At 56.5% G+C, this 21508-nt stretch carries 20 protein-coding genes; 4 read left to right on the top strand and 16 right to left on the bottom strand.

Going from position 1 to position 21508, the window contains the following annotated elements; all coding sequences use genetic code 11:
- Window positions 1–12 precede the first annotated feature (12 nt).
- The 8 genes from oadA to mdh form a co-directional block, all read right to left on the bottom strand.
- A complete protein-coding gene (oadA, locus tag GQR96_RS22260; protein WP_236948536.1) occupies window positions 13–1788 on the bottom strand; it encodes a sodium-extruding oxaloacetate decarboxylase subunit alpha in 1776 nt (591 codons plus the stop codon).
- Window positions 1789–1803: 15 nt separating this feature from the next.
- Window positions 1804–2055, bottom strand: a complete 252-nt coding sequence (locus GQR96_RS22265) for an oxaloacetate decarboxylase subunit gamma (protein WP_069135623.1) — start codon at window positions 2053–2055, stop codon at window positions 1804–1806.
- Between the two features lie 142 nt (window positions 2056–2197).
- On the bottom strand, window positions 2198–2815 hold the full coding sequence (ttdB, locus tag GQR96_RS22270) for a L(+)-tartrate dehydratase subunit beta (RefSeq protein WP_064188080.1): 618 nt from the start codon (window positions 2813–2815) through the stop codon (window positions 2198–2200).
- Window positions 2815–3714 carry a L(+)-tartrate dehydratase subunit alpha gene (gene ttdA / locus GQR96_RS22275; protein ID WP_012540456.1) on the bottom strand — a complete coding sequence of 300 codons (900 nt, stop codon included), beginning with the start codon at window positions 3712–3714 and terminating at the stop codon, window positions 2815–2817. The genes ttdB and ttdA overlap by 1 nt, the downstream gene beginning before the upstream one ends.
- A gap of 32 nt (window positions 3715–3746) precedes the next feature.
- Window positions 3747–5015: an SLC13 family permease gene (locus GQR96_RS22280; RefSeq protein WP_064188079.1), complete on the bottom strand. Its 1269-nt coding sequence runs from the start codon at window positions 5013–5015 to the stop codon at window positions 3747–3749.
- Window positions 5016–5226: 211 nt separating this feature from the next.
- A complete protein-coding gene (locus tag GQR96_RS22285) occupies window positions 5227–5892 on the bottom strand; it encodes a GntR family transcriptional regulator (protein WP_064188078.1) in 666 nt (221 codons plus the stop codon).
- Window positions 5879–6508 (bottom strand): GntR family transcriptional regulator, encoded by a 630-nt coding sequence (locus GQR96_RS22290; RefSeq protein WP_064188077.1) that lies wholly within the window; start codon window positions 6506–6508, stop codon window positions 5879–5881. The genes GQR96_RS22285 and GQR96_RS22290 overlap by 14 nt, the downstream gene beginning before the upstream one ends.
- Window positions 6509–6639: 131 nt before the next feature.
- The gene (gene mdh, locus GQR96_RS22295; RefSeq protein WP_004206230.1) at window positions 6640–7578 is read right to left on the bottom strand and encodes a malate dehydrogenase; all 939 of its coding nucleotides are present in this window, start codon (window positions 7576–7578) and stop codon (window positions 6640–6642) included.
- Window positions 7579–7992: 414 nt separating this feature from the next.
- Between mdh and argR the strand changes: the two genes are divergently transcribed.
- From argR to yhcN-B, 3 genes are all read left to right on the top strand, one after another.
- A complete protein-coding gene (gene argR / locus GQR96_RS22300; RefSeq protein ID WP_002918625.1) occupies window positions 7993–8463 on the top strand; it encodes a transcriptional regulator ArgR in 471 nt (156 codons plus the stop codon).
- A 371-nt stretch (window positions 8464–8834) separates the two neighbouring features.
- Complete coding sequence (gene yhcN, locus GQR96_RS22305) at window positions 8835–9098, top strand: peroxide/acid stress response protein YhcN (protein WP_017899932.1); 264 nt, start codon at window positions 8835–8837, stop codon at window positions 9096–9098.
- 97 nt (window positions 9099–9195) lie between these two features.
- Window positions 9196–9462 carry a DUF1471 family stress response protein YhcN-B gene (yhcN-B, locus tag GQR96_RS22310; RefSeq protein ID WP_002918627.1) on the top strand — a complete coding sequence of 89 codons (267 nt, stop codon included), beginning with the start codon at window positions 9196–9198 and terminating at the stop codon, window positions 9460–9462.
- Between the two features lie 50 nt (window positions 9463–9512).
- Here yhcN-B and GQR96_RS22315 read toward each other — a convergent pair whose 3' ends face one another.
- The 4 genes from GQR96_RS22315 to aaeX form a co-directional block, all read right to left on the bottom strand.
- Entirely contained in the window at window positions 9513–9788 is a 276-nt protein-coding gene (locus GQR96_RS22315; protein ID WP_049116167.1) for a barstar family protein, read from the bottom strand.
- A 79-nt stretch (window positions 9789–9867) separates the two neighbouring features.
- Complete coding sequence (gene aaeB / locus GQR96_RS22320; protein ID WP_004206233.1) at window positions 9868–11835, bottom strand: p-hydroxybenzoic acid efflux pump subunit AaeB; 1968 nt, start codon at window positions 11833–11835, stop codon at window positions 9868–9870.
- A 5-nt stretch (window positions 11836–11840) separates the two neighbouring features.
- A complete protein-coding gene (gene aaeA, locus GQR96_RS22325) occupies window positions 11841–12773 on the bottom strand; it encodes a p-hydroxybenzoic acid efflux pump subunit AaeA (RefSeq protein ID WP_004206234.1) in 933 nt (310 codons plus the stop codon).
- A gap of 7 nt (window positions 12774–12780) precedes the next feature.
- The gene (gene aaeX, locus GQR96_RS22330; RefSeq protein ID WP_002918640.1) at window positions 12781–12984 is read right to left on the bottom strand and encodes a p-hydroxybenzoic acid efflux pump operon protein AaeX; all 204 of its coding nucleotides are present in this window, start codon (window positions 12982–12984) and stop codon (window positions 12781–12783) included.
- Between the two features lie 131 nt (window positions 12985–13115).
- On the opposite strand from aaeX, the gene aaeR reads away from it, so the two are divergent.
- Window positions 13116–14045: an HTH-type transcriptional activator AaeR gene (aaeR, locus tag GQR96_RS22335; protein WP_004206235.1), complete on the top strand. Its 930-nt coding sequence runs from the start codon at window positions 13116–13118 to the stop codon at window positions 14043–14045.
- Window positions 14046–14080: 35 nt separating this feature from the next.
- Here aaeR and tldD read toward each other — a convergent pair whose 3' ends face one another.
- From tldD to GQR96_RS22355, 4 genes are all read right to left on the bottom strand, one after another.
- Window positions 14081–15526, bottom strand: coding sequence for a metalloprotease TldD (tldD, locus tag GQR96_RS22340; protein ID WP_065905115.1), 1446 nt, complete (start codon window positions 15524–15526; stop codon window positions 14081–14083).
- 88 nt (window positions 15527–15614) lie between these two features.
- Complete coding sequence (gene yhdP / locus GQR96_RS22345) at window positions 15615–19412, bottom strand: AsmA2 domain-containing protein YhdP (protein WP_065905117.1); 3798 nt, start codon at window positions 19410–19412, stop codon at window positions 15615–15617.
- 37 nt (window positions 19413–19449) lie between these two features.
- A complete protein-coding gene (rng, locus tag GQR96_RS22350) occupies window positions 19450–20919 on the bottom strand; it encodes a ribonuclease G (RefSeq protein WP_004206239.1) in 1470 nt (489 codons plus the stop codon).
- A gap of 2 nt (window positions 20920–20921) precedes the next feature.
- Complete coding sequence (locus GQR96_RS22355) at window positions 20922–21503, bottom strand: Maf family protein (RefSeq protein WP_049003413.1); 582 nt, start codon at window positions 21501–21503, stop codon at window positions 20922–20924.
- Between the last annotated feature and the right edge of the window lie 5 nt (window positions 21504–21508).

Below are 21508 nucleotides of genomic sequence, written 5' to 3' on the forward strand. Positions count from 1 at the left end.
CGCTCCTCGTCCTTACGCCAGGGTCATCAGGGTGTCGCCGACCGCCACCGCGTCGCCGGACTTCACCGCGATACCGCGCACGGTGCCGGCCTGCGCGGCGCGGATTTCGGTCTCCATCTTCATGGCTTCCAGAATCAGCAGCACCTCGCCTTCGGCCACCGCCTGGCCTTCCGCGGCCAGCACCTTCCAGATATTGCCCGCCAGCGGGGCGGTCACCGGGGTGCCGGCGCCGGCCGGGGCCGGGGCGGCAGCAGGCGTAGCGGCCACCGGCGCGGCGCTGAGCTGGCTGACGTCGCCGCCGTCGCTGACCTTCACCACAAAGGCCTTGCCTTCCACTTCCACGGTGTAGACGCCGGAGGCGGCTGGTTTCTCAGCCTTCGCGGCAGGTCTGGCTTCTTCCAGCTGCGGCAGCGGTTCAAAGGCTGCCGGATTGTGGCGGTTTTCGAGGAACTTGAGGCCTATTTGCGGGAACAGCGCCACGGTGAGCACGTCGTCGATGGCGTTTTCGGCAAGCGTGATGCCCTTCTCCTGTGCCTGGCGTCTGACGTCGGCTTCCAGCTGCGCCAGCTCCGGCTTCAGCAGGTCCGCCGGGCGGCAAGTGATGGCCTCTGCGCCCTCGAGTACCTGCGCCTGCAGGGCGGCGTTCACCGGCGCCGGAGTGTGGCCGTATTCACCTTTCAGAATGCCGGCGGTCTCCTTCGCGATGGTTTTGTAGCGCTCGCCGGTGAGGACGTTGAGCACCGCCTGGGTGCCGACAATCTGCGAGGTCGGGGTGACCAGCGGGATGAAACCGAGGTCCTCGCGCACGCGAGGGATTTCCGCCAGCACTTCATCCAGACGGTGGGCGGCGCTCTGTTGCTTCAGCTGGCCTTCGAGGTTGGTGAGCATCCCGCCCGGCACCTGGGCGACGAGGATACGGCTGTCGGTGCCTTTCAGCTGCCCTTCGAAGGCGTGGTACTTCTTACGCACCTCGCGGAAGCAGGCCGCGATGCTCTCCAGCTTGTGGATATTCAGCCCGGTGTCATATTGCGTGCCGGCGAGGGTGGCCACCAGCGCTTCGGTTGCCGGATGGCCGTAGGTGGCGCTCATGGACGAAATCGCCGTATCCACGCCGTCGACCCCGGCTTCAATGGCCTTCAGCAGGGCCATCTCCGCCATGCCGGTGGTGGCGTGGCAGTGCAGGTGCAGGTGCAGGGTGACGTCGTAGCGTTTTTTGATTTCGCTGACCAGCTCAAAGGCGGCATGCGGCGTCAGAATGCCGGACATGTCCTTGATGGCGATGGAGTCGACGCCGGTCTCCAGCAGCTGTTCGGTGAGGTCGAGCCAGGTCTGCAGGGTGTGCGCCGGGCTGGTGGTGTACGAAAGCGTGCCCTGGGCGTGGGCGCCGTGGCTGCGCACCGCCTGCAGGGCGGCCTGCATGTTGCGCGGGTCGTTCATGGCGTCGAAGACACGGAAGACGTCCATGCCGTTTTTGACGGCGCGCTCCACGAAGCGCGCCACCACGTCATCGGCGTAGTGGCGGTAGCCGAGCAGGTTCTGGCCGCGGAGCAGCATCTGCAGCGGGGTTTTCGGCATCGCTTTTTTTAGCTCGCGCAGGCGGACCCACGGGTCCTCGCCGAGAAAGCGGATGCAGGCATCAAAGGTGGCCCCGCCCCAGCACTCGAGGGAGCGGTAGCCGACGTCGTCAAGCTGAGCGGCGACGGGGAGCATATCGTCGAGGCGCAGGCGGGTGGCGAACAGGGACTGGTGGGCGTCGCGCAGGACGACATCGGTAATGGCAACGGTCATGAATTCCTCCGTGAATTAAGGGTGCAAACGGCGATGGTGGTGAATGGCGGCGACAATCGCCGGCTTTAAGCGGGCGAAGTCGTCGGCGGGCGCGACGGCGGCCGGTGCCGGTTTTGACGCCGGAAGCGGCTCGGGAAACAGACGGTTAACGGCGAGGGACATCCCCTGGATGGCGAAGATGAGCAGCAGCAGGAACACCAGCACAAAGCCCATGCCGAGAAACATCAGGGTGAAGCCTTCGCCTAACAGGACGGCATTGTCAGTCATAAAATAGCCTTTGGGAGGGGGCGCAATAATGGCTAACGGCAGACCGCGCTAGCAGAGTGGATTTCCCCGGACCGCCTGGTCAGAAGCCTCTGTTTAGCGGTCAGTTACCGCTGCCATTACTGCGCTATATATTCAATCGGGGTTATTTAATGAAGCTCACATGTTTGCAGATTTCATCGGCGACTATTTCTTTGCGCTGATTAAAAATCACTTTATTCTGTTCAAACAGGTTATTGCCGTGGGTATCGATTGAGACAATTAACGGCCCGAACTCCTTCACCCGACAGACCCATAAGGTTTCCGGCATCCCTAAATCACGCCACTGCGCATCTTCAATTTCTTCCACGCAGACCGCGGCGACGACCGCACAGCCGGCCGGGAACACGCAGTGCAAGGCTTTATGCTCGGCACAGCCCTCTTCGGTTCCCTTCCCCATACCGCCTTTACCAACGATTAATTTCACGCCGGTCCTGGCAATAAATTCTTTTTCAAATTTCTCCATGCGCATACTCGTGGTTGGCCCAACGGAGACCATTTCAAATTTATCTTCCGAGCCTTTAATCGGCCGTACAATGGGCCCGGCATGTAATATCGCGCCACCGGCAACATTAACCGGTAATTCACGGCCGCCTTCAATTAAACGGCGGTGAGCAACATCGCGACAGGTCACAATATGGCCATTGAGATAAATGATATCGCCCGCTTTAATATCGGCTAAATCTTCATCTTTAATGGGCGTAGTGAGTATTTTTTTAGCCATCAGAATGCCACTCCTGTGTGAGACGTAATGGTGTAATTCAGGTCTTTATCGAAAACGATATGTCCTTTACGGTGCGACCAGCAGCCAACGTTAACCGCCACGCCAATAGTGGAAGGATGACGAGCAGTATTTTCGATATTGACGCCCATCACGGAAGTATTGCCGGACATCCCCTGCGGGCCCAGGCCGATTTTGTTGATGCCGTCTTCGAGCATTTTTTCCAGCGACGCCGCCCGTTCGTTGTCATTGTGCGAGCCAATCGGCCGCATCAATGCTTTCTTCGACAGCAGCGCCGCGGTTTCCACAGACGTTGCCACCCCAACGCCAACCAGCAATGGCGGACAGGCATTCAGGCCATAGCTGGTCATCACATCCAGCACAAAGCGGGTCACCCCTTCATAGCCAGCGCCAGGCATCAGCACCATCGCTTTGCCCGGCAGCGAGCAGCCGCCGCCAGCCATATAGGTGTAGATGCTGCACTGGTCGGAATCGGGGACGATCTCCCAGAAAACGGTGGGCGTCCCTTTGCCGACGTTTTTGCCGGTGTTGTATTCATCAAAGGTCTCGACGCTGTTATGGCGCAGCGGGGAGTCGACGGTGGCTTTGATCACCGATTCGCGTAGCAGCGCTTCCAGTTCGCCGATCAGCGGGAAGTTGGCGCCGCACTCCACCAGAAACTGGATCACGCCGGTATCCTGGCAGGAGGGACGATCCAGCTCTTTCGCCAGACGCTGGTTTTCAATCATGGTGGTGAAAATGACATCCGCCAGCTGGCTGGTCTCTTTCTTATGCAACTCTTTTAGCTTGGCTGTGACGTCATCAGGCAATACTTTGCCGGTATATCCCACAAACCTGGCCATAATGTCGGTCATGCGGGATATCTGTTCACTTTTGCTCATAAAGGCTCCTTAGTCAGAACAGCGTCCGTAAATTACGGATGAAAAGGGAAGAGGATTGGCAGCAGGATCAGGCTGACAATGGTGGAAACGATAATCAGAGGGATGCCGGATTTGGCATAATCGACGAACTTATAGCCTCCGGCCGACAGCACCATCATGTTAGCGGGCATACCGATAGGCGTCGCATAGGCACAGGAGCTGCCAATCACCGTCGCCATCAGCACCGCACGCGGATCGGCACCCATACCGGCGGCAATCGACAGGCTTACCGGCACCAGCAGCGCGACGGTGGCGGTATTGGACATAAAGTTGGTCATCACCACGGAGAGGGCAAAGACCACCACCAGCAGCATAAATGGCGAGGAGTTGTTGCCCAGCAGACCGATAACCTGGTCAGCCACCAGCTTGCCCGCCCCGGTCATTTCCAGCGCCTTTGCCAACGCCAGGGTGCCGCCGAAGATAAAAATAGTTTGTGAATCAATGGCTTTGTAAGCTTGTTTTTCCGTCAGTACCCCGGTAACCACCAGCACCAGGGCACCGATACAGCCGGCCACCGCCAGGCTAACGCCGGTCTGTTTTTCGAAAATCATGCCGAGGATCGTGGCGATCAGTACCACCAGGGACAGGATCTGCTTCCAGCGCGGAACGTGGCTGTAATCCCGCTGTTCGCCGACGCTACCCACTTCACTGCTGTTTGGATTATTGGGCAGAAACTTATAGCCGATAGTCAGGAAATAGAGGATGCCGCAGACCAGCATTGGTAGGCCCACTTTCGCATACTCAAAGAAACCGAAACCGCTACCGGTCTTCTGCAGGGCCGATTGCGCGATCAGGTTGCCCGGCGCGCCAATCAGCGACAGGTTGCCGCCCAGCGCGGCAGCAAACACCAGCGGCATCAGCAGACGCGAGCGGGTAAATCCCGATTTGGCGGCCACGCCAATGACGACCGGGATCAATACGGCTGCTGTACCGGTATTGGAGAGAAAACCTGACATCACGCCAACCACCACCATGATAGTGAAGATCAGCTGCTTCTCCGTTTTGGCGAAGTGAGTGATCACCCCACCGACTTTATTGGCCATCCCGGTCTCAAATAACGCCCCGCCAACGATAAACATGGCGACAAAAAGAATGACGTTGCTGTCGATAAAACCGGCAAAGGCCTGCTTCAGATCCAATACGCCAGTGACCACTAACGCCACGCAAACCACCATGGAAGTCACTGCCAGCGGCACCTTCTCCCAGACGAACATGACGATAGCGAACACCAGCAAACATAGGGTGATGGTAATCGGTTCCATACTTATAATTCTTCCTATCAATGATATATGATATTGTATCCAATATTGACGAGAGAGAAATTATTCCCATACAAAAAGTAAGTCAATGCGTTTTTGTGGAATGATCGCGCAATGAGATCTGCATCAAGATCCTGCGCGGATCGTCACGAGGAGGAATTAATAACGTTGATAAATACAAGAAACGCCAGCCATTCGCTGGCGATCGGTCCGCTCAGGGAGCAGGATCGGGGAGGTAACGCGTGAGCATATTCTCCATCGAGCGGATGATATGCTCATGCATTCGCTGACGGGCCAGCGCTTCATTATGCTGCTCAAGCGCTTGTAAGATCGCTTTATGTTCCCGGAGGGAAATAACGGCGTACTCTTCTTCGGTCACCTTGTGCCCCATCGACAGTCCGTTCCACATGTTGCAGAGCAGCATCTTCATTTTTTCATTTCCCGCCGCGTTCCAGATCTCCATGTGGAAGGCCTGATTCAGGTCGGAATATTCAGCAGCATTATTGTCTGCCAGCGCCTTTTCTGCGGCATAGTGAACCTGAGCGATGCGTGAAATATCGGTCCCTGGACGTGAAGCTTTCGCCACCGCTTCACTTTCCAGTACGGCGCGAATTTCGTAATGCTCGCGGATGGTCTGTTCATTAATCCCCAGCACCACCGCACCTTTATTCGGCCGCACTTGAATCAGACCGTCGGCGGCTAAAATCTGGAACGCTTCACGTACCGGCATGCTGGAAACGCCAACCATTTTGGCAATCCCTTCAAGGGTAATTTCCTGCCCTTCCACTAAATCCCGCGAAAGGATCGCTTTACGCAACACTGCTGCCACCTGCTCCTTCGCGGAAAGAAGCTTAATTTTCCCTAATTTAGGCTTCTGCACTTTCCCAATCCTTCATATGTTGACGCATTATTTCCGCAAGCATAAGGAAATAACGCTGTGTTGCCTGGGTAATTTTTTCGCCTTCGCCATGGCTAATGGCGCTCGCCAGTTCGCCCAGTATTTGCCCCGACTCCTGGCCATCCTCTTTCAGGTACAGAATGACATAGGAAATATAACCGTCCAAAAATTGCTGATACGCCTTTGCCAGATAGCGGTTATCAAGATAGGAAATCAGCAACTGATGAAACGCCAATTCGCGGGCGTTATCGCCAGGACGCGCCAGCTCCTGTGCGCGTGCGCGAAGTGCTTCCCCCTGATTCGCCGGCACGAGGGCAAACAGTTCCGCAGCCATCACCGCGATAACGCGGAAAATATGGCTCACATCCTCGACGGCCAGCATGGAGACCTGCATATGTCGGTTAGGCAAGCGTACCAGAAACCCTTCCTGTTCAAGGGACTGTAGCGCTTCCCTAACCGGCATACGTGAAAGCCCCAGCTGTTCCGCAATGTTCTCCTGAGTCAGTTCCTCCCCGGGCTTCATGGCGCCGGAGAGGATCTGATAACGAATCATCTGCGCGATTTGGTCCCGGGTCTGTTTTCTTTCGATCTTTTTCACGCTGTCCTCATGGCTGGTGGCTTGAAACGCGGGGGATTTTAGCAGATTTGCCCGACCGCTGGCGCATTGAGGCGAAAAGTGAGGCAATAAAAAGCCGGAACAACGGTTCCGGCTTTTTGGCACGTGCGAGGTTACTTGTTAACGAAGTCTTCGCCGAGCGCGATATCTTTCTTCAGGGTGTCCAGCATGCCTTCCAGCGCCTGTTGCTCAAAGGCGCTGAGTTTGCCGATAGATTGACGCTCTTCCACGCCGTTTTTCCCCAGCAGCAGCGGCTGGGAGAAGAAACGCGCATACTCGCCGTCGCCTTCCACGTAGGCACACTCCACTACACCTTTTTCTCCCTGCATGGCGCGAACCAGAGAGAGACCAAAGCGCGCAGCCGCCTGACCCATCGACAAAGTCGCCGACCCGCCGCCCGCTTTCGCTTCCACGACCTCGGTACCGGCGTTTTGAATGCGTTTAGTCAGATCGGCCACTTCCTGATCGCTAAAGCTGACGCCCGGGATCTGCGACAGTAAAGGCAGAATGGTGACCCCGGAGTGACCGCCAATAACCGGGACTTCCACCTCGGTTGCCGATTTACCTTTCAGCTCCGCCACAAAGGTATTGGAGCGGATGATGTCCAGCGTAGTCACGCCGAACAGTTTGTTTTTATCGTACACGCCAGCTTTTTTCAGCACTTCGGCGGCGATAGCCACGGTGGTATTCACCGGGTTGGTGATAATGCCGATGCAGGCCTGCGGGCAGGTTTTGGCAATCTGCTGCACGAGGTTCTTAACGATACCCGCATTCACATTAAACAGGTCTGAACGATCCATGCCGGGCTTACGCGCTACGCCCGCGGAGATCAGCACCACATCAGCGCCTTCCAGCGCTGGGGTAGCATCTTCACCGGAAAATCCTTTAATTTTTACATCTGTGGGGATATGACTTAGATCTACCGCCACGCCCGGCGTAACCGGAGCGATGTCGTACAACGAGAGCTCTGAACCTGAAGGCAGTTGGGTCTTAAGTAGTAGGGCAAGCGCCTGGCCGATACCACCGGCAGCGCCAAGGACTGCAACTTTCATCCTAAACTCCTTATTATGGTTAATTTAGTCTTTCGTTATTCCGTCGCCTGGACCTTAATTCACAAGATGAACAATTACAATGATTATGGCTGAAGAATGCATGATTGTGCGTAGCAATAGAACAGCGGCGCACGTTATGCTTCCTGACTGACCATCCAGCAAAGCGAAGTACCGGATCGACTATTGGTTACAATACACCCAGCCAGTTGCGCAAAACAACACCAACTCAATAACATTTCATTTACTTTTACATGGCTTTAAGCGTTGTGATGAGAACATGTTCCTTATACGGTTTTTTTGCTAAAATATGCCCCCTTCATAACATTATTGACCTATCCCTTCGCGGATTATTTGCATAAAAATTCACTGTTATGCATAATGATGTTGATTTTACCACCATAATCTGGGTGACTTATGCGAAGTTCGGCAAAACAAGAAGAACTGGTTAAAGCGTTTAAAGCGCTGCTTAAAGAAGAGAAATTCAGCTCGCAGGGAGAGATCGTTCAGGCGCTGCAGGAAGAGGGCTTCGAGAATATCAACCAATCGAAGGTTTCCCGCATGCTCACCAAATTTGGCGCGGTTCGTACCCGTAACGCCAAAATGGAAATGGTCTATTGCCTGCCTGCCGAGCTTGGCGTGCCGACCACCTCCAGCCCGCTGAAAAATCTGGTGCTGGATATCGACTATAACGATGCCGTCGTGGTGATCCATACCAGCCCCGGTGCAGCGCAGCTGATCGCCCGTCTTCTCGACTCGCTGGGCAAGGCGGAAGGTATTCTTGGCAGCATCGCCGGGGATGACACCATCTTCACCACGCCAGCGCGTGGTTTCACAGTGAAAGATCTGCACGACGCTATCCTGGTACTGTTCGAACAGGAACTCTGAGCATTCCCCTCTGGCAACCGTCAGAGGGTGGATTACTCCCTCTTCTCTCCCCCCTTTCAACTCAACAAAAATTTAACATTTTGTGTGATTTAGCCTGTCTATACGTTCTTTTACGTAAGGCAAACGCCTAAAACGCACAAAAGATCAAAATCGTATACCTTTATGATTTTATTAGAAATAAAACTTATCTCCGTCTACGACTTGTCATTTTTAATTCTTATCGGTTATAAAAAGCGCAATCCATTGTAACTATTAACGCACAAAACAATTAGCATGGTATTAATATTTTTGGTGATTAGTGTATACTTGTTTTTGTGATGAGGGTCACGAAACAAAGACCCTCAACAAAAAGATTCGACGAGGTGAACATCATGAAAATCAAAACCACTGTAGCAGCTCTCAGCATCCTGTCCGTCATGTCGTTTGGCGCTTTCGCCGCTGACGTTATCAACAGCGAGCAGGCCCAGGGCCGCGAGGCCATCGGCACAGTATCCGTCGGCGCGGTAGCATCATCCCCGATGGATATGCATGAAATGCTGAACAAAAAAGCGCAGGAAGAAGGAGCTTCTTCTTACCGCATTATCGAAGCCCGCACTGGCGACCACTGGCATGCCACTGCTGAGCTGTATAAATAAGTTTTAGATCGTCAACGATTAACCGACAAAAATTCTCTACCGCGGCCCGGCCCCATTCATCGCCCGCCGCGGCGAAACAAAGACTGGAGTAAAGATTATGAAACGCGCAATGATCATCGCATCCCTTGGCCTGGCTTCCCTTCTCTCTTTCGGCGCAAGTGCGGCCGTTCAACAAGTGAACGCTGAACAAGCACAAAACCTGCAGTCCATGGGCACCATCTCGGTTTCCCAGGTAGGTAGTGCGCCAATGGACATGCGTCAGGAACTGGCCGCTAAAGCCGAGAAAGAAGGCGCCAGCAGCTACCGTATTATTGAAGCACGTACCGGCGATAGCTGGCACGCCACCGCTGAGCTGTACAAATAAACCCTCGTCGTCTTATTTCGACGACTTGCCCCCGCCTGCCGGGGGCTTTTTTATGCCTGCCGGGCGTTAAAACGTAACTCCCCCTCCAGCTCTTCCTCTGCTTCATCAAATAATAAAATTAATGCCCCAAAGCGCCGACGCTGCTTGTCATTTAAATGGATGAACTCAATGTCCAGCGGCAGCGGCAGCAGCCCACCGGTCACCGCGTCCCATAGCGAATCAAGGTTGTTGACCTTATCCTGAGCCAGCTCGAAGGTCCGGGAGAACTCCCGGTAGAAATCCTGTTGCTCGGCGATTTCGTCAAAATCAAACGTATAGGTGCTCATGACAGCCCCTCCCGCTTCTCTTCCTGTCGCCGTTAAGTATAGCGATAAAAAAACCGACGCCTGGGCGTCGGTTTATGGGTTAACTGCTGGTCAGCACATGCTGGTACTTGTGCAACATCTCAACCAGTCGCCGTACCGGCTCGGTCACCTGCGGCGAAGCCTCCCAGACCCGCAGCTTCTCCTGATAAACATCAAGCTCCGCCAGCAGCCGGGTAAAGTAGCGCCGACGCTTATCATCGCTCCCGGCGGAAATCACATGATCCGCAGTACGTCGCAGCTGGCGATGGAACGCCGATAAATCCTCGTTCACCGGCACGGGCGCATCGCGCAGGCGCTGGTGGGCAATGATTAACGTCAACGCCAGACGGAAACGGGCGACATCGCCGGGAAATTTGTTGAGCAACAAAAACAGCTGCTGATAGAGCGCGGGCAGATGATTCTCTTTGCGACGCGCCGAATTGGTGGTCAGCGAAGAGACCGCCGCTGAGACAAACTGGTTCAGCAGCACCCGACCGGTTCTTGCCCGGGAGTTATCCCTGACAATCAGAATCACCATCAAGGCGAGGAAACAGCCGACGATCTGCCCCAGCGCGCTGTCGAGGAACTGACTGAACTGGAATTGCATCGGGTTATCCAGCACCAGAATGTTGATGGTGCTCGCCAGCGCCCCCAGCGATCCGAGGCGCCTTTTCTGCACTTCGATACCGATAAAAAACGCCATCGCCGCCAGGCTGATACAGAGCAGCAGCATACTCTGCTGCGTCGCCGGCATGATCACCAGAAAGTACAGGGTACCCAGCGGTAACGCCGCCAGAGTACCGTAGAGGAAGTCTATCGCCACCATTCTCGGGTTAGGTAGACGCATCGCCAGCGCGGTAACCACGGCAATCATTACCATCGCCCCGCTGCCTGAGGTCCAGCCCGTCCACAGCCAGAACAGCGTCCCGAGGATACAGGAGACGGAGGTGCGCCAGAAGTTCACCATCGCGTGGTGACGCTCGGCGGACTCCACTTTAACCACCGTTTCGCCGCGCAATACACCGTCTTCGATACGGCTGATTTTGGTATTGCCCACCACGCCACGCTTAAGCAGCAGGTAACGGGTGGCTGCGCCTACCCAGCTGTAGATGGTGACCGGCGTATTATGCTCGCCTTTCCAGGTCAGGAAGCGACGCATACGCTTCAGCTGCTGGTGAACATCCTGCACTGTCTCAACCGGCTCAGCAAACAGCTCGCGGTAGTCGTCCGTCACCATTTCCGGTCGCGAGTTCTGAATCAGGTAGGTTTCGCAAGCCTGGGTGATAAGCGTTAGCGAGAGGGTATTGATCGCCTTCAGGCGTTGATTCGCCTTAGCCCAGCGAGAGGATTCCATAATCAGGTTACTGCGCATGCCTTCCAGCGCCGTGGTGCGACGCACCAGCGCTCCCCAGGCCTGATCCACTTCCTCTTTTTCGCCGTGCGCAACGCATAACTGCATCAGCTTATACTGGGCAATCAGCAGGTTATCCAGCTCAAGGTCGATCTCTTTTTTAATCGAACGCGGGGAGAAAAGCAGATCGGCGACGATGGCGCTGACAATCCCGATGACAATTTCGCTGCAGCGCTCAACGGCAAACTGCGGCGCCAGCATCGGATCGGTGTGGATGGTAATAATGATAATCAGCGCGGTGTAGCCGGCCAGTCCCCAGGCATAGGAGTTTTCGACCTTGACCAGCGACGAAACCCAGGTACAAAACCCGGCCCACAGGCAGCAGACCAGCATCATCAGCAGAGGGGCGCGGATCATCAGGATGATGATAACCAGCGCCGCAATACAGCCGATAAAGGTCCCGGCAATACGCAACATGCCACGATAGCGGATCGCGCCGGAGTACGGCTCTCCCCCGGCGGCAAAGGCCGGGCCAGCGGCGACGATTGCCGCGGTCAGCACCGCCCAGCGCGGCGTTTCGAGCTGAAAATGGAAGCCGACGAACAGCGCCAGCACCACCGCGCATGCAAGCTTAATGGCAAAGCGGAGATGCTGGGGAGCAATAGTATATGTCCCCATAGCGATTAACCGAATTCGCGCAGGCGCATAGCCAGTTTCTGGAAGAAGTTGGCCTGGCTGGTATCACGGTCTTCTTTACCGGTGATCACCACCGTCGCCGTGGTGCCCGATGGCCACAGATTCCCCTGCTGGTGGTCAAGACGAATACGTACCGGCACACGCTGCGCCAGACGCACCCATTCAAGGTTGGAATCCACCGAGGCCATCCCTTTCGAGTCGCTGCTGCTGCTGGCGTTGGTTACCCCCGCAGCGATACTGTCCACCGTGCCTTTAATGGTTTTGCTGCTGCCAAGCGGGGTAATTTCCGCCCGATAGCCAGGACGGACGCCTTCCAGTTTGGTCTCTTCCAGATAGGCCATGACGTAAAATGTATTCTCTTTCACCAGCGCCACCGCCGTGGAGCCGCGGGTGATAAATTCCCCGGTATAGACGTTAAGGTTGGTTACCCAACCATCCGCAGGGGCGCGAATCTCCGTGCGCTCCAGGTCCAGTCTGGCCAGGTCGCGGCTGGCCACCGCTTTCGCCAGCTGATGCTCAACCGTCTGCAGCACATTGTTCGCCTGGTCAATCTCTTCCCGCGACATCGCCTGGACGCCAAGCTTATTACGCCGACCGGCTTCGACACGTTTTTCCTGGGCTAACGTCTGGTAGTAGGCAACATCGGCTTCCGCCTGCGCCAGCGCTTTTTGGTAACGAGGCTGGTCAATAACGAACAATACCTGGTCTTTCTTAACCAGTTGGTTATCCTTGACGTTTACCTGGGAGATCAGCCCGGAGACGTCGGGGGCAATGGCCACAATGTCGGCGCTAAAGCGCGCATCCCGCGTCCACGGCGAGGCGGTGTAGTAAACCCAGGCGCGGAAAATCGCTACGAAGGCCAAAATGACCAGTATCACGGTAATAGCAGTACGGAGGATATTTCTTGTTAGTGTTTTCACATCAACCTCAAACGAACAAGCGCGATATCAAATAAAAAAGGCAGCAATATAGCGCCGTATTAAACAGTGCAGGGTGCCAGACAAAATCGTAAATGCCGGTCGGAACCAGCAATCGGTGCACCAGCCAGAAGATGGCCAGCGACAACAGCAACTCGAAGAAGATCGGCGGAAACGATAAGCCGAAAATCACGATGACAGGAAACAGACTCATGATGACCTTGAATAAGAAGCGTACAGGTAGTGAGCAGATGCGTTTATTATGTAGCTAACAATATATTAACGTAACGATTGCCGCATTATCTACAATGTGTGATCTAAATCACTTTTAAGCCAGAGTGAATAATGGAACGATTAAAGCGCATGTCCGTTTTCGCCAAAGTGGTCGAATTAGGTTCCTTCACCGCAGCGGCCCGCCAGCTTCAGATGAGCGTTTCCTCAATCAGTCAGACCGTCGCCAAACTGGAAGATGAACTGCAGGTGAAGCTGCTCAACCGCAGCACCCGCAGCCTTGGCTTAACGGAAGCGGGTAAAATTTACTATCAGGGCTGCCGTAGGATGCTGTTTGAAGCGCAGGATGTCCATGAGCAATTATACGCATTTAACAACACCCCCATCGGGACGCTGCGTATCGGCTGCTCTTCAACTATGGCACAGAATGTTCTGGCGCGCATAACGGCGAAAATGCTGAAAGAATACCCCGGGCTCTCCGTCAATCTGGTCACCGGCATACCTGCGCCGGACCTGATCGCCGACGGTCTTGACGTGGTGATCCGCGTGGGTGCCCTGCAGGATTCCAGCCTTTTTTCCCGCCGCCTGGGATCAATGCCGATGGTATTATGCGCCGCGAAAAGCTATCTGGCGCAGGCTGGCAATCCGGAGAAACCGGCCGATCTTACCGGGCATGCCTGGCTGGAATATAGCGTGCGGCCGGACAATGAGTTTGTCATTATCGCGCCGGAAGGGATCTCAACCCGCCTGACCCCACAGGGGCGCTTTGTGACCAACGACCCCATGACGCTGGTGCGCTGGCTGACCGCCGGGGTGGGTATCGCCTATGTGCCGTTGATGTGGGCGATCGAAGAGATCAATCGTGGTGAGCTTGAGATCCTGCTGCCGAGCTACCAGTCCGATCCGCGGCCGGTTTACGCCCTGTACACCGAAAAGGATAAACTGCCGCTGAAAGTGCAGGTCTGTATCAACTATCTGACGGAATATTTTGTCGACGTGGCGAAGATCTATCAGGGGATGCACGGGAGAGGGATCGCCCGCTGAAGCGGTTCCCGGCGACGCCGGGAACCCGGTCAGGATCAGGCGGTGCCGCCGACGGTAAGATTATCGACCTTCAGGGTCGGCTGGCCAACGCCCACCGGCACGCTCTGGCCCTCTTTGCCACAGACGCCGACGCCGTTATCCAGACGCAGATCGTTACCCACCATCGAAATCTGCTGCATGGTCTCAATCCCGGAGCCGATCAGGGTAGCCCCTTTCACCGCCTTCGTGACCTTGCCTTTTTCGATCAGATAGGCCTCGGAGGTGGAGAAGACAAACTTACCGGAGGTGATATCCACCTGCCCGCCGCCGAAGTTAGGCGCGAAGATACCATAGTCCACCGACTCGATAATCTCCTGTGGCGTGGACTGGCCCGCCAGCATATAGGTGTTGGTCATACGCGGCATCGGCAGATGGGCATAGGATTCACGGCGGCCGTTGCCGGTCGGCGCGACGCCCATCAGACGCGCATTGAGTTTATCCTGCATGTAGCCTTTCAGGATGCCGTTTTCGATCAGCACATTGTATTGACCCGGCGTGCCTTCATCATCGATAGCCACCGAGCCACGACGGTCGACGATGGTGCCGTCGTCCACGACGGTGCACAGTTCAGAGGCGACTAATTCCCCCATATGGCCGCTGAAGACCGAGGTGCCGCGACGGTTGAAATCGCCTTCCAGGCCGTGACCGACCGCTTCGTGCAGCAGGACGCCAGGCCAGCCGGCGCCGAGCACCACCGGCAGCATTCCCGCCGGGGCGGCGACCGCCGAGAGGTTAACCAGCGCCATGCGCACCGCTTCTTTCGCCCAGGCGTCGGCCCGCACTTCGCCCTCCTGAGAGGCGAGGAAATAGTCATAGCCAAAACGCCCGCCGCCGCCGCTGCTGCCGCGCTCGCGTTTGCCGTCCTCTTCCACCAGTACGCTGATCGAGAGGCGCACCAGCGGACGAACGTCCGCGGCCAGAGTGCCGTCGGTGGCGGCCACCAGAATCAGTTCATAGACGCCGCTCAGGCTGGCCGAAACCTCCTGCACACGCTGATCCGCCGCGCGAGCGACTTTGTCGACCCGGCGGAGAATATCCAGCTTCTCTTCCCGGCTCATACTCTGCAGCGGGTCGATGCTGGTATAGAGGGCGCTGTGCTCTACGGCGCCGAGGGTCTGTACTTTGCCATTGCCGGTCTCGCGCACAATGGTCCGCGCCGCCTGGGCGCTCTGCTCCAGCGCCAGCTTGCTGATCTGGTCAGCGTAGGCAAAGCCCGTTTTTTCGCCGCTGACGGCGCGCACGCCTACGCCCTGGTCGATATTGTACGACCCATCTTTAATGATGCTGTCTTCCAGAACCCAGGATTCGTGATAGCTCGACTGAAAATAAAGATCGCCGTAATCGAGGCGGCGCTCGGTCAGTTGACCAAGAATGGCAAACAGGTCCTGATGATTCAGGCCATTTGCCGACAGTAATTGTTCACTTACCAGGTTCAGACTCATCGTTATGCTACTCGTTTGTTGCCGCCTGACAGGCGGAAATACAGAAGGCTATCTATTGAGATTGCGGCAATTCCCGGCAATCGTCAAATCATTGCTTTTTGTTGCTGCGCGCCTGGCGCAGCACTTCATTGATCTGCGGCTGGTCAATCGGGCCGGTGATGCGATAGCGCAGTATCGAGACTTTGTTCCACAGCGGCCCCAGCACCTTGCTGGCGGCAAACACCGCCGCGCCGACAATCGGGTTGACAGCAAAAGCCGCCGCCACGCCGACGGTCGCGGAGATCTCCGGCGCTACCACCGCCTGCAGATCCAGCTGGCGACGCACCAGATCGACCGACCCTTTCATGGCAATGTCCGCCTCCAGACCATCCACCAGCGTATCATCGGTATGCAGTACGCCATCCTTAATCCATGCCGTACTGTTAATCGAGTCAAAGTAAAAACCTTCGCTGAAGGTATCGCTGAAGTCGAAGCGCAGTTTGCGCAGTAGGGCATCGACGCTCAGCAAACGCAGCAGCTGGCCTGCATGTCCGGTACTCAGGTCGGTAAACTGCCCCTTGCCGAGGTGGCTTTTAATGATCCCATTGAGCGAGGCGACATCGGGTGACCAGGGCGGCGCGCGCCAGTGGAGATCGTAGTCGATATCAAACGGCGAATCCTTCACCGGTGTGGAAACGCCAAAGAAATCCGCAAATTCATCCGTTTTATTGCCATGCAGTCTGCCTTTCAGCGAGGTGCGCACCCCGGAAGGGGCGTTAACCCACACGCCGTCGGTCGTCAGCCGGCCAAACCCGGTATCCACCAGGCCGTTGGAGAGCGTTAAGGTATCGCCCTTGATCGTCACATCGCCGTCGATGCGGCCATATTTTTGCCCCCACAGCCAGCATTCCGCGCAGCGCAGTTGCAGATCGGGCCAGCCGTGGAAATCCAGCCGCGTCTCCGCCTGAGAAGTCACGTTCTCCGTTCCGCCCTTGCCGCTGGCGCTGGCCGGGTTGAAATAGAGATAACGCACATTTGCCAGCCACGGGGCATTGTCGCGCATCGTCAGGGTGGCGTTGATCTCACGCCCCTGCGCCTCAACCTGCGAGCCGCCGGCGACCGGCTGCGACATCAGGCTGACGTTGTTCCATTGCTGGCCGGCCAGCGCCAGCGACGGCGTACGCAGCACAATGCGCGGTGGAAAGAGTACGCTGCTGCTGACTTCATTCGCCGCGCCCTTCTGGAACAGCGCCAGCCACTGCGCGCCATCCATCGGCGGCAGATTGAGTTCAACGCCGGACTGGTCGGGCAGCGGAGAGAGGCCTTTGCTATCCGTCGTGAGGATCGCTCTGTCCAGCGTCAGCTTACGGTTCAGCAACCAGCGGCTGTTGATATGATTCTTCGCGCCAACGGATCCGGTCAGGTCGAAGCTGCTCAGACCGCCGGCGACGTTAATTTTGACCGGCAGGGGTTCGCCAGCGGACTTGTTGACCGGTGAAGGTAAGTGACTGCTCACATTCTTCAGATCGCCATTGATATCAACCTTATAGCTGGGATTGCCATGGTACGGCAGCTCGATAGCGACCTTGCCCTCCCACGGAACGCTACCGCTCAGCGTCTCATTAACCGCTTTCGGCAGCAGCCCGGTGCGCGACGGCTGCCAGGTGGCATTCATCCCGACATCCACCAGAAACGCTTTTTCGCCTTCGCGGGTGGAAAAATTGAGGTTCAGCGGCTGATTAAACCAGGTCGCGCTCAACGTTTGACTATTAAGATCGCCATTCACGAAGCTGAAATTACCGCTCAGGTTCTGCAACGTAGTATCTAGCGGTTTGATAAACAAGGTATTATTCTGCAGCCGTACATCGCCTTTCGCGGTGGTCATCTCGCCGTCGAGGGGGATATTCAGATGTAAGCGAGCGCTCACATCCCCATCCAGTTGCAGGGAATCCAGCGCTGCCCCGAGCGACGCTTTCAATGGCGTGGTGTTGAAATAAGGGCCCACCTCTTTGCCCGGGCCTTTGATGTCAGCATCAATCAGCAGTTTTTCCTGCGCATAATCCGGGATCACGGCATCGAGATTGCTGGCGGTCACATTGCCGAGCATCGCTTTATCCGCCCGCATCCACAGGCCGCTGTTGATAAAATTGAGGTCGATATTCAGCCCGGTCAGCGCCGGCCAGTCCGGTTGAAAAGCGAAAGTGGCATTCTTCAGCGGGACGTAAACCTGGAACTGGCCTTCATTGTGCGGATACGGGAACAGATGTGGGTTACCGCCATATACCAGCGTCGCATCGCGGGCCTGCCCGGCTTTAATCGCGCCGCTGAGATAGTCCACCAGCGCTTTGCCCATCAGGTTTTCCGGGAAGTAACGCCACGCCTGGCCGCCATCGTTGGTGCTGATCCCCGCCAGAATGCCCAGCCACGGATCGTCCCCCTGCGGTTGCAGATAGCGGAAGCCGCCGCGGGCGCGTACCCCCGTCGCCTGCACGTCAATATCGCGGCCATCAAGCATAAAGCCTTTGTCATTTTTCACCCAGCTGAGGGTGGCTTCGCCAGCGGCGATCTCCAGCGGGGCCCGGAAAACTCCGGCATACGGCATCTGCGCCTTCGTCATGCGGGCGCGCAGTTCCCCGTGCTCCACGCTGCCATTCAGGCTGCCGGAAAAGTGTTCCGCTCCCGGCAGGAGTTTCCACTGCTTCCACGCCAGATCGCTCCACTGCGCCTGAAAGCGCGTTTTCTCCGTCGCCTGCAGGGGAATATCGAGAGCCAGCAGATTGATTTTGCCGCTGGGCTGCGTGGTGCGCCAGAGTTCGCCCAAAGAAGGCGCCAGCTTATCGGCAAACGGCTGTAATCCGCTCAGGCCACTGAGCGCTAAATTGCTGGCGCGAATACGTAATTCATCGCTACGCTGATGACCGTCGCCACCGACATCCTGCCCCGGGATCCACGCCATCGCCAGCGCGCCGCTTGGCCACGGTTTATCGTCGATCGCGATCCGCGTATCGGGAATATAGAAGCCCCAGCTCTGCTTGTCGTGAGAGAGATGCGCCGTCAGGTTATCCACTGACAGATGATGAACCTCGCTATCCCCTTGCCAGCTGGCGCCCCCTTTTTTCAGCCATACGTCGCCGCTGGCTACATCGCCTTTTTCAATAGTCATCCAGCCTTCGAGGCTGAAGCGGGCGCTTTTCAGCGCGATATTGTCCTGCATCCAGCGGCCCAGCCAGGGTTTGACGTCAATATCGTCAGCCTGCAGCCAGACCCGGCCTTTATTCAGCAGGCCATCCTCATCGCGGAGATCCATCCGCACCTGCATGACGCCATGCTGGCCGGTGAGACTGGAAAGGCTGAGCTGCCCCTCGGCGCGGTGACGGTTCCTGCCGTTAAGCCAGGTCAGCTGCGGGACCGCCAGCTCCGCCCGCTGACCAGAAATGGTCAGGAAGCTCAGATGGCTGTCGCGCAGAGTAAAGTGGTCGAACTGACGTAAAAAGAGATCGCTGATGCGGTCGGTTTTCAGACTTTCGCCGCCGTCATTGGTCTGAATCGGGGTATTGGTATGGACCTGCAGCTGCCAGAAGGTGAGATCGCGAAACTGCCAGCGCATATGCAGCAGACTTTGCCAGACGTCCAGCGCCAGGGTCACGCGCTTGACCGCCATTGTCCCGCCATCCTTCAGCCCAACATGAATATCGCGGACATCTAATGTTGGGCCAAAAGTTTGCCAGCTGGCGGCGATCTGCGAGGCATCCACCGGCGTGCCGGTGAGGGCGGAGATTTTCTCCAGCAGCTGCGGACGCCAGGCGTCGAGCTGCGGCAACACGAGACGCAAGCCACTCACCAGCAGCGCGACGATAACAATCAATGTTGCCACGGTGAGCAATAAAATCCCGGGCAGTCGCCTCACGCCTCTCTCCTTGTCAGCCGCACAATGACGCGGTGTATTACATCATAACCACATCGAACTGCTCTTGATTATAGAGCGGCTCAATTTGTACCTTCACCTGCTTGCCGACAAAGATCTCCACTTCCGCCAGCGCATGCGACTCTTCCCCTTTCAGGGTTTCCGCCACCGCAGGGGAAGCATAGACCAGGAAGCGATCGGAATCATAAGCATGATGCACGCGAACGATCTCACGCATAATCTCATAGCATACCGTTTCCACGGACTTTACCGTTCCGCGTCCGTGGCAGGTCGGGCATTCGTTGCACAGCACATGCTCCACGCTTTCGCGGGTGCGTTTCCGGGTCATCTCCACCAGACCCAGCTGGGAGAAACCGTTGATGCTGGTCTTCACCCGGTCTTTGCTGAGGGCCTGCTCCAGGGAGTGCAACACCCGCCGGCGATGGTCTTCATTGTTCATGTCGATGAAATCAATGATGATAATGCCGCCGAGGTTACGCAAACGCAGCTGGCGGGCTATCGCCTGGGTGGCTTCGATATTGGTATTGAAGATAGTATCGTCAAGATTGCGGTGCCCAACAAACGCTCCGGTGTTGATATCGATGGTGGTCATCGCCTCGGTCTGGTCGATGATCAGATAGCCCCCGGACTTGAGCTCGACTTTACGCTCCAGCGCGCGCTGAATTTCGTTCTCAACGTCAAAGAGATCGAATATCGGCTGACGGCCGCTGTAGTGTTCCAGCTTGCTGGTCATTTCCGGAATATATTCGGCGGTAAATTCCAGCAGCGCCTCATAGGTCAGCCGCGAGTCGACGCGAATACGATCGAGATGCGCATCGGCAAAATCCCGCAGCACGCGCTGAGCCAGGGCCAGCTCGCCGTACAGCTGATAGCGGGTCTGGTTGCGCTTTTTGCGCTCCATCACTTTGGTCCATACGCGCTTAAGATAGGCGGCATCGGCGGCCATCTCCTGCTCGTGGACCCCTTCCGCGGCGGTGCGAATGATAAACCCGCCCTGCTCGTCGCAGTACTCTGCCACGACCTTTTTCAGCCGCTCGCGCTCGGCTTCGCTTTCAATCCGCTGAGAGACCCCCACGTGGGAGGCGCCTGGCATAAAAACCAGATAGCGGGAAGGCAGGGTAATATCGGTGGTCAGACGCGCGCCTTTGGTACCGAGCGGATCTTTAACCACCTGAACCATCAGGTCCTGGCCCTGACGCACCAGCTCCGAAATATCGCGCACGGTAAACTGCTTTTGCTCCTCACCGGCAACGCATTCGGTATGCGGCATGATATCGGAGGCGTGGAGGAACGCCGCCTTATCCAGACCAATATCTACAAAAGCCGCCTGCATTCCCGGCAGCACTCGGCTAACACGACCTTTGTAGATATTGCCTACTATTCCGCGTCGCGCTTCACGCTCAATATGGATTTCCTGCAGAATACCGCCATCAATATACGCAACGCGCGTTTCGGATGGCGTTACGTTCACTAATAATTCAGCCGTCATCTTTATCCCTTTTCTTTACGCAGTGAGTTAAAGTTACTGAGCAACTCATACGTTTCCACCAGCGGTAAGCCGACTACGGCGTGATAGCTGCCATTAATCTTCCTGACGAAGCAGCCACCCAACCCTTGAATACCGTATGCACCTGCTTTATCTAAAGGCTCGCCGCTGGCCACATAATCGGCGATATCCTGCTCGCTGAGCGTTCGGAAGGTCACTTCCGTGACCACCATACAATCCAACGTCTGCTGCTTATCCGCCAGCGCCACCGCGGTCATGACCTGATGGGTTTGGCCGGAAAGCAGGCGCAGCATCGCTGCAGCGTGTTCGGCGTCGCGCGGTTTTTCCAGCACTTCGCCGTTCAAAATAACAATCGTATCCGCTCCCAACACCGGCAAATCCCGCGATGCCAGCGCCACTCCGGCCTGCGCCTTTTCACGCGCCAGACGGACGACATAGTGCTGTGCGCTCTCCTGCGGCTGGCGCTGCTCCTCGATACCAGGAACCAGACGCTCGAACGCGAGACCAAGCTGAGTCAGCAGTTCCTGCCGACGCGGGGAACCAGAAGCAAGATACAGAGTTGTCATATCAA

It is taken from the genome of Klebsiella sp. PCX (assembly GCF_021869705.1).
GTDB classification, from domain to species: domain Bacteria; phylum Pseudomonadota; class Gammaproteobacteria; order Enterobacterales; family Enterobacteriaceae; genus Klebsiella; species Klebsiella quasipneumoniae.

Excerpts from the sequence above, each read along its gene's own strand:
- yhcN (WP_017899932.1), top strand. The coding sequence starts at position 8,835 with ATGAAAATCAAAACCACTGTAGCAGCTCTCAGCATCCTGTCCGTCATG.
- GQR96_RS22355 (WP_049003413.1), bottom strand. The coding sequence starts at position 21,503 with ATGACAACTCTGTATCTTGCTTCTGGTTCCCCGCGTCGGCAGGAACTG.
- tldD (WP_065905115.1), bottom strand. The coding sequence starts at position 15,526 with ATGAGTCTGAACCTGGTAAGTGAACAATTACTGTCGGCAAATGGCCTG.
- aaeB (WP_004206233.1), bottom strand. The coding sequence starts at position 11,835 with ATGGGGACATATACTATTGCTCCCCAGCATCTCCGCTTTGCCATTAAG.
- rng (WP_004206239.1), bottom strand. The coding sequence starts at position 20,919 with ATGACGGCTGAATTATTAGTGAACGTAACGCCATCCGAAACGCGCGTT.
- GQR96_RS22280 (WP_064188079.1), bottom strand. The coding sequence starts at position 5,015 with ATGGAACCGATTACCATCACCCTATGTTTGCTGGTGTTCGCTATCGTC.
- ttdB (WP_064188080.1), bottom strand. The coding sequence starts at position 2,815 with ATGGCTAAAAAAATACTCACTACGCCCATTAAAGATGAAGATTTAGCC.
- mdh (WP_004206230.1), bottom strand. The coding sequence starts at position 7,578 with ATGAAAGTTGCAGTCCTTGGCGCTGCCGGTGGTATCGGCCAGGCGCTT.
- GQR96_RS22315 (WP_049116167.1), bottom strand. The coding sequence starts at position 9,788 with ATGAGCACCTATACGTTTGATTTTGACGAAATCGCCGAGCAACAGGAT.
- GQR96_RS22265 (WP_069135623.1), bottom strand. The coding sequence starts at position 2,055 with ATGACTGACAATGCCGTCCTGTTAGGCGAAGGCTTCACCCTGATGTTT.
- yhcN-B (WP_002918627.1), top strand. The coding sequence starts at position 9,196 with ATGAAACGCGCAATGATCATCGCATCCCTTGGCCTGGCTTCCCTTCTC.
- oadA (WP_236948536.1), bottom strand. The coding sequence starts at position 1,788 with ATGACCGTTGCCATTACCGATGTCGTCCTGCGCGACGCCCACCAGTCC.
- aaeR (WP_004206235.1), top strand. The coding sequence starts at position 13,116 with ATGGAACGATTAAAGCGCATGTCCGTTTTCGCCAAAGTGGTCGAATTA.
- argR (WP_002918625.1), top strand. The coding sequence starts at position 7,993 with ATGCGAAGTTCGGCAAAACAAGAAGAACTGGTTAAAGCGTTTAAAGCG.
- ttdA (WP_012540456.1), bottom strand. The coding sequence starts at position 3,714 with ATGAGCAAAAGTGAACAGATATCCCGCATGACCGACATTATGGCCAGG.
- aaeX (WP_002918640.1), bottom strand. The coding sequence starts at position 12,984 with ATGAGTCTGTTTCCTGTCATCGTGATTTTCGGCTTATCGTTTCCGCCG.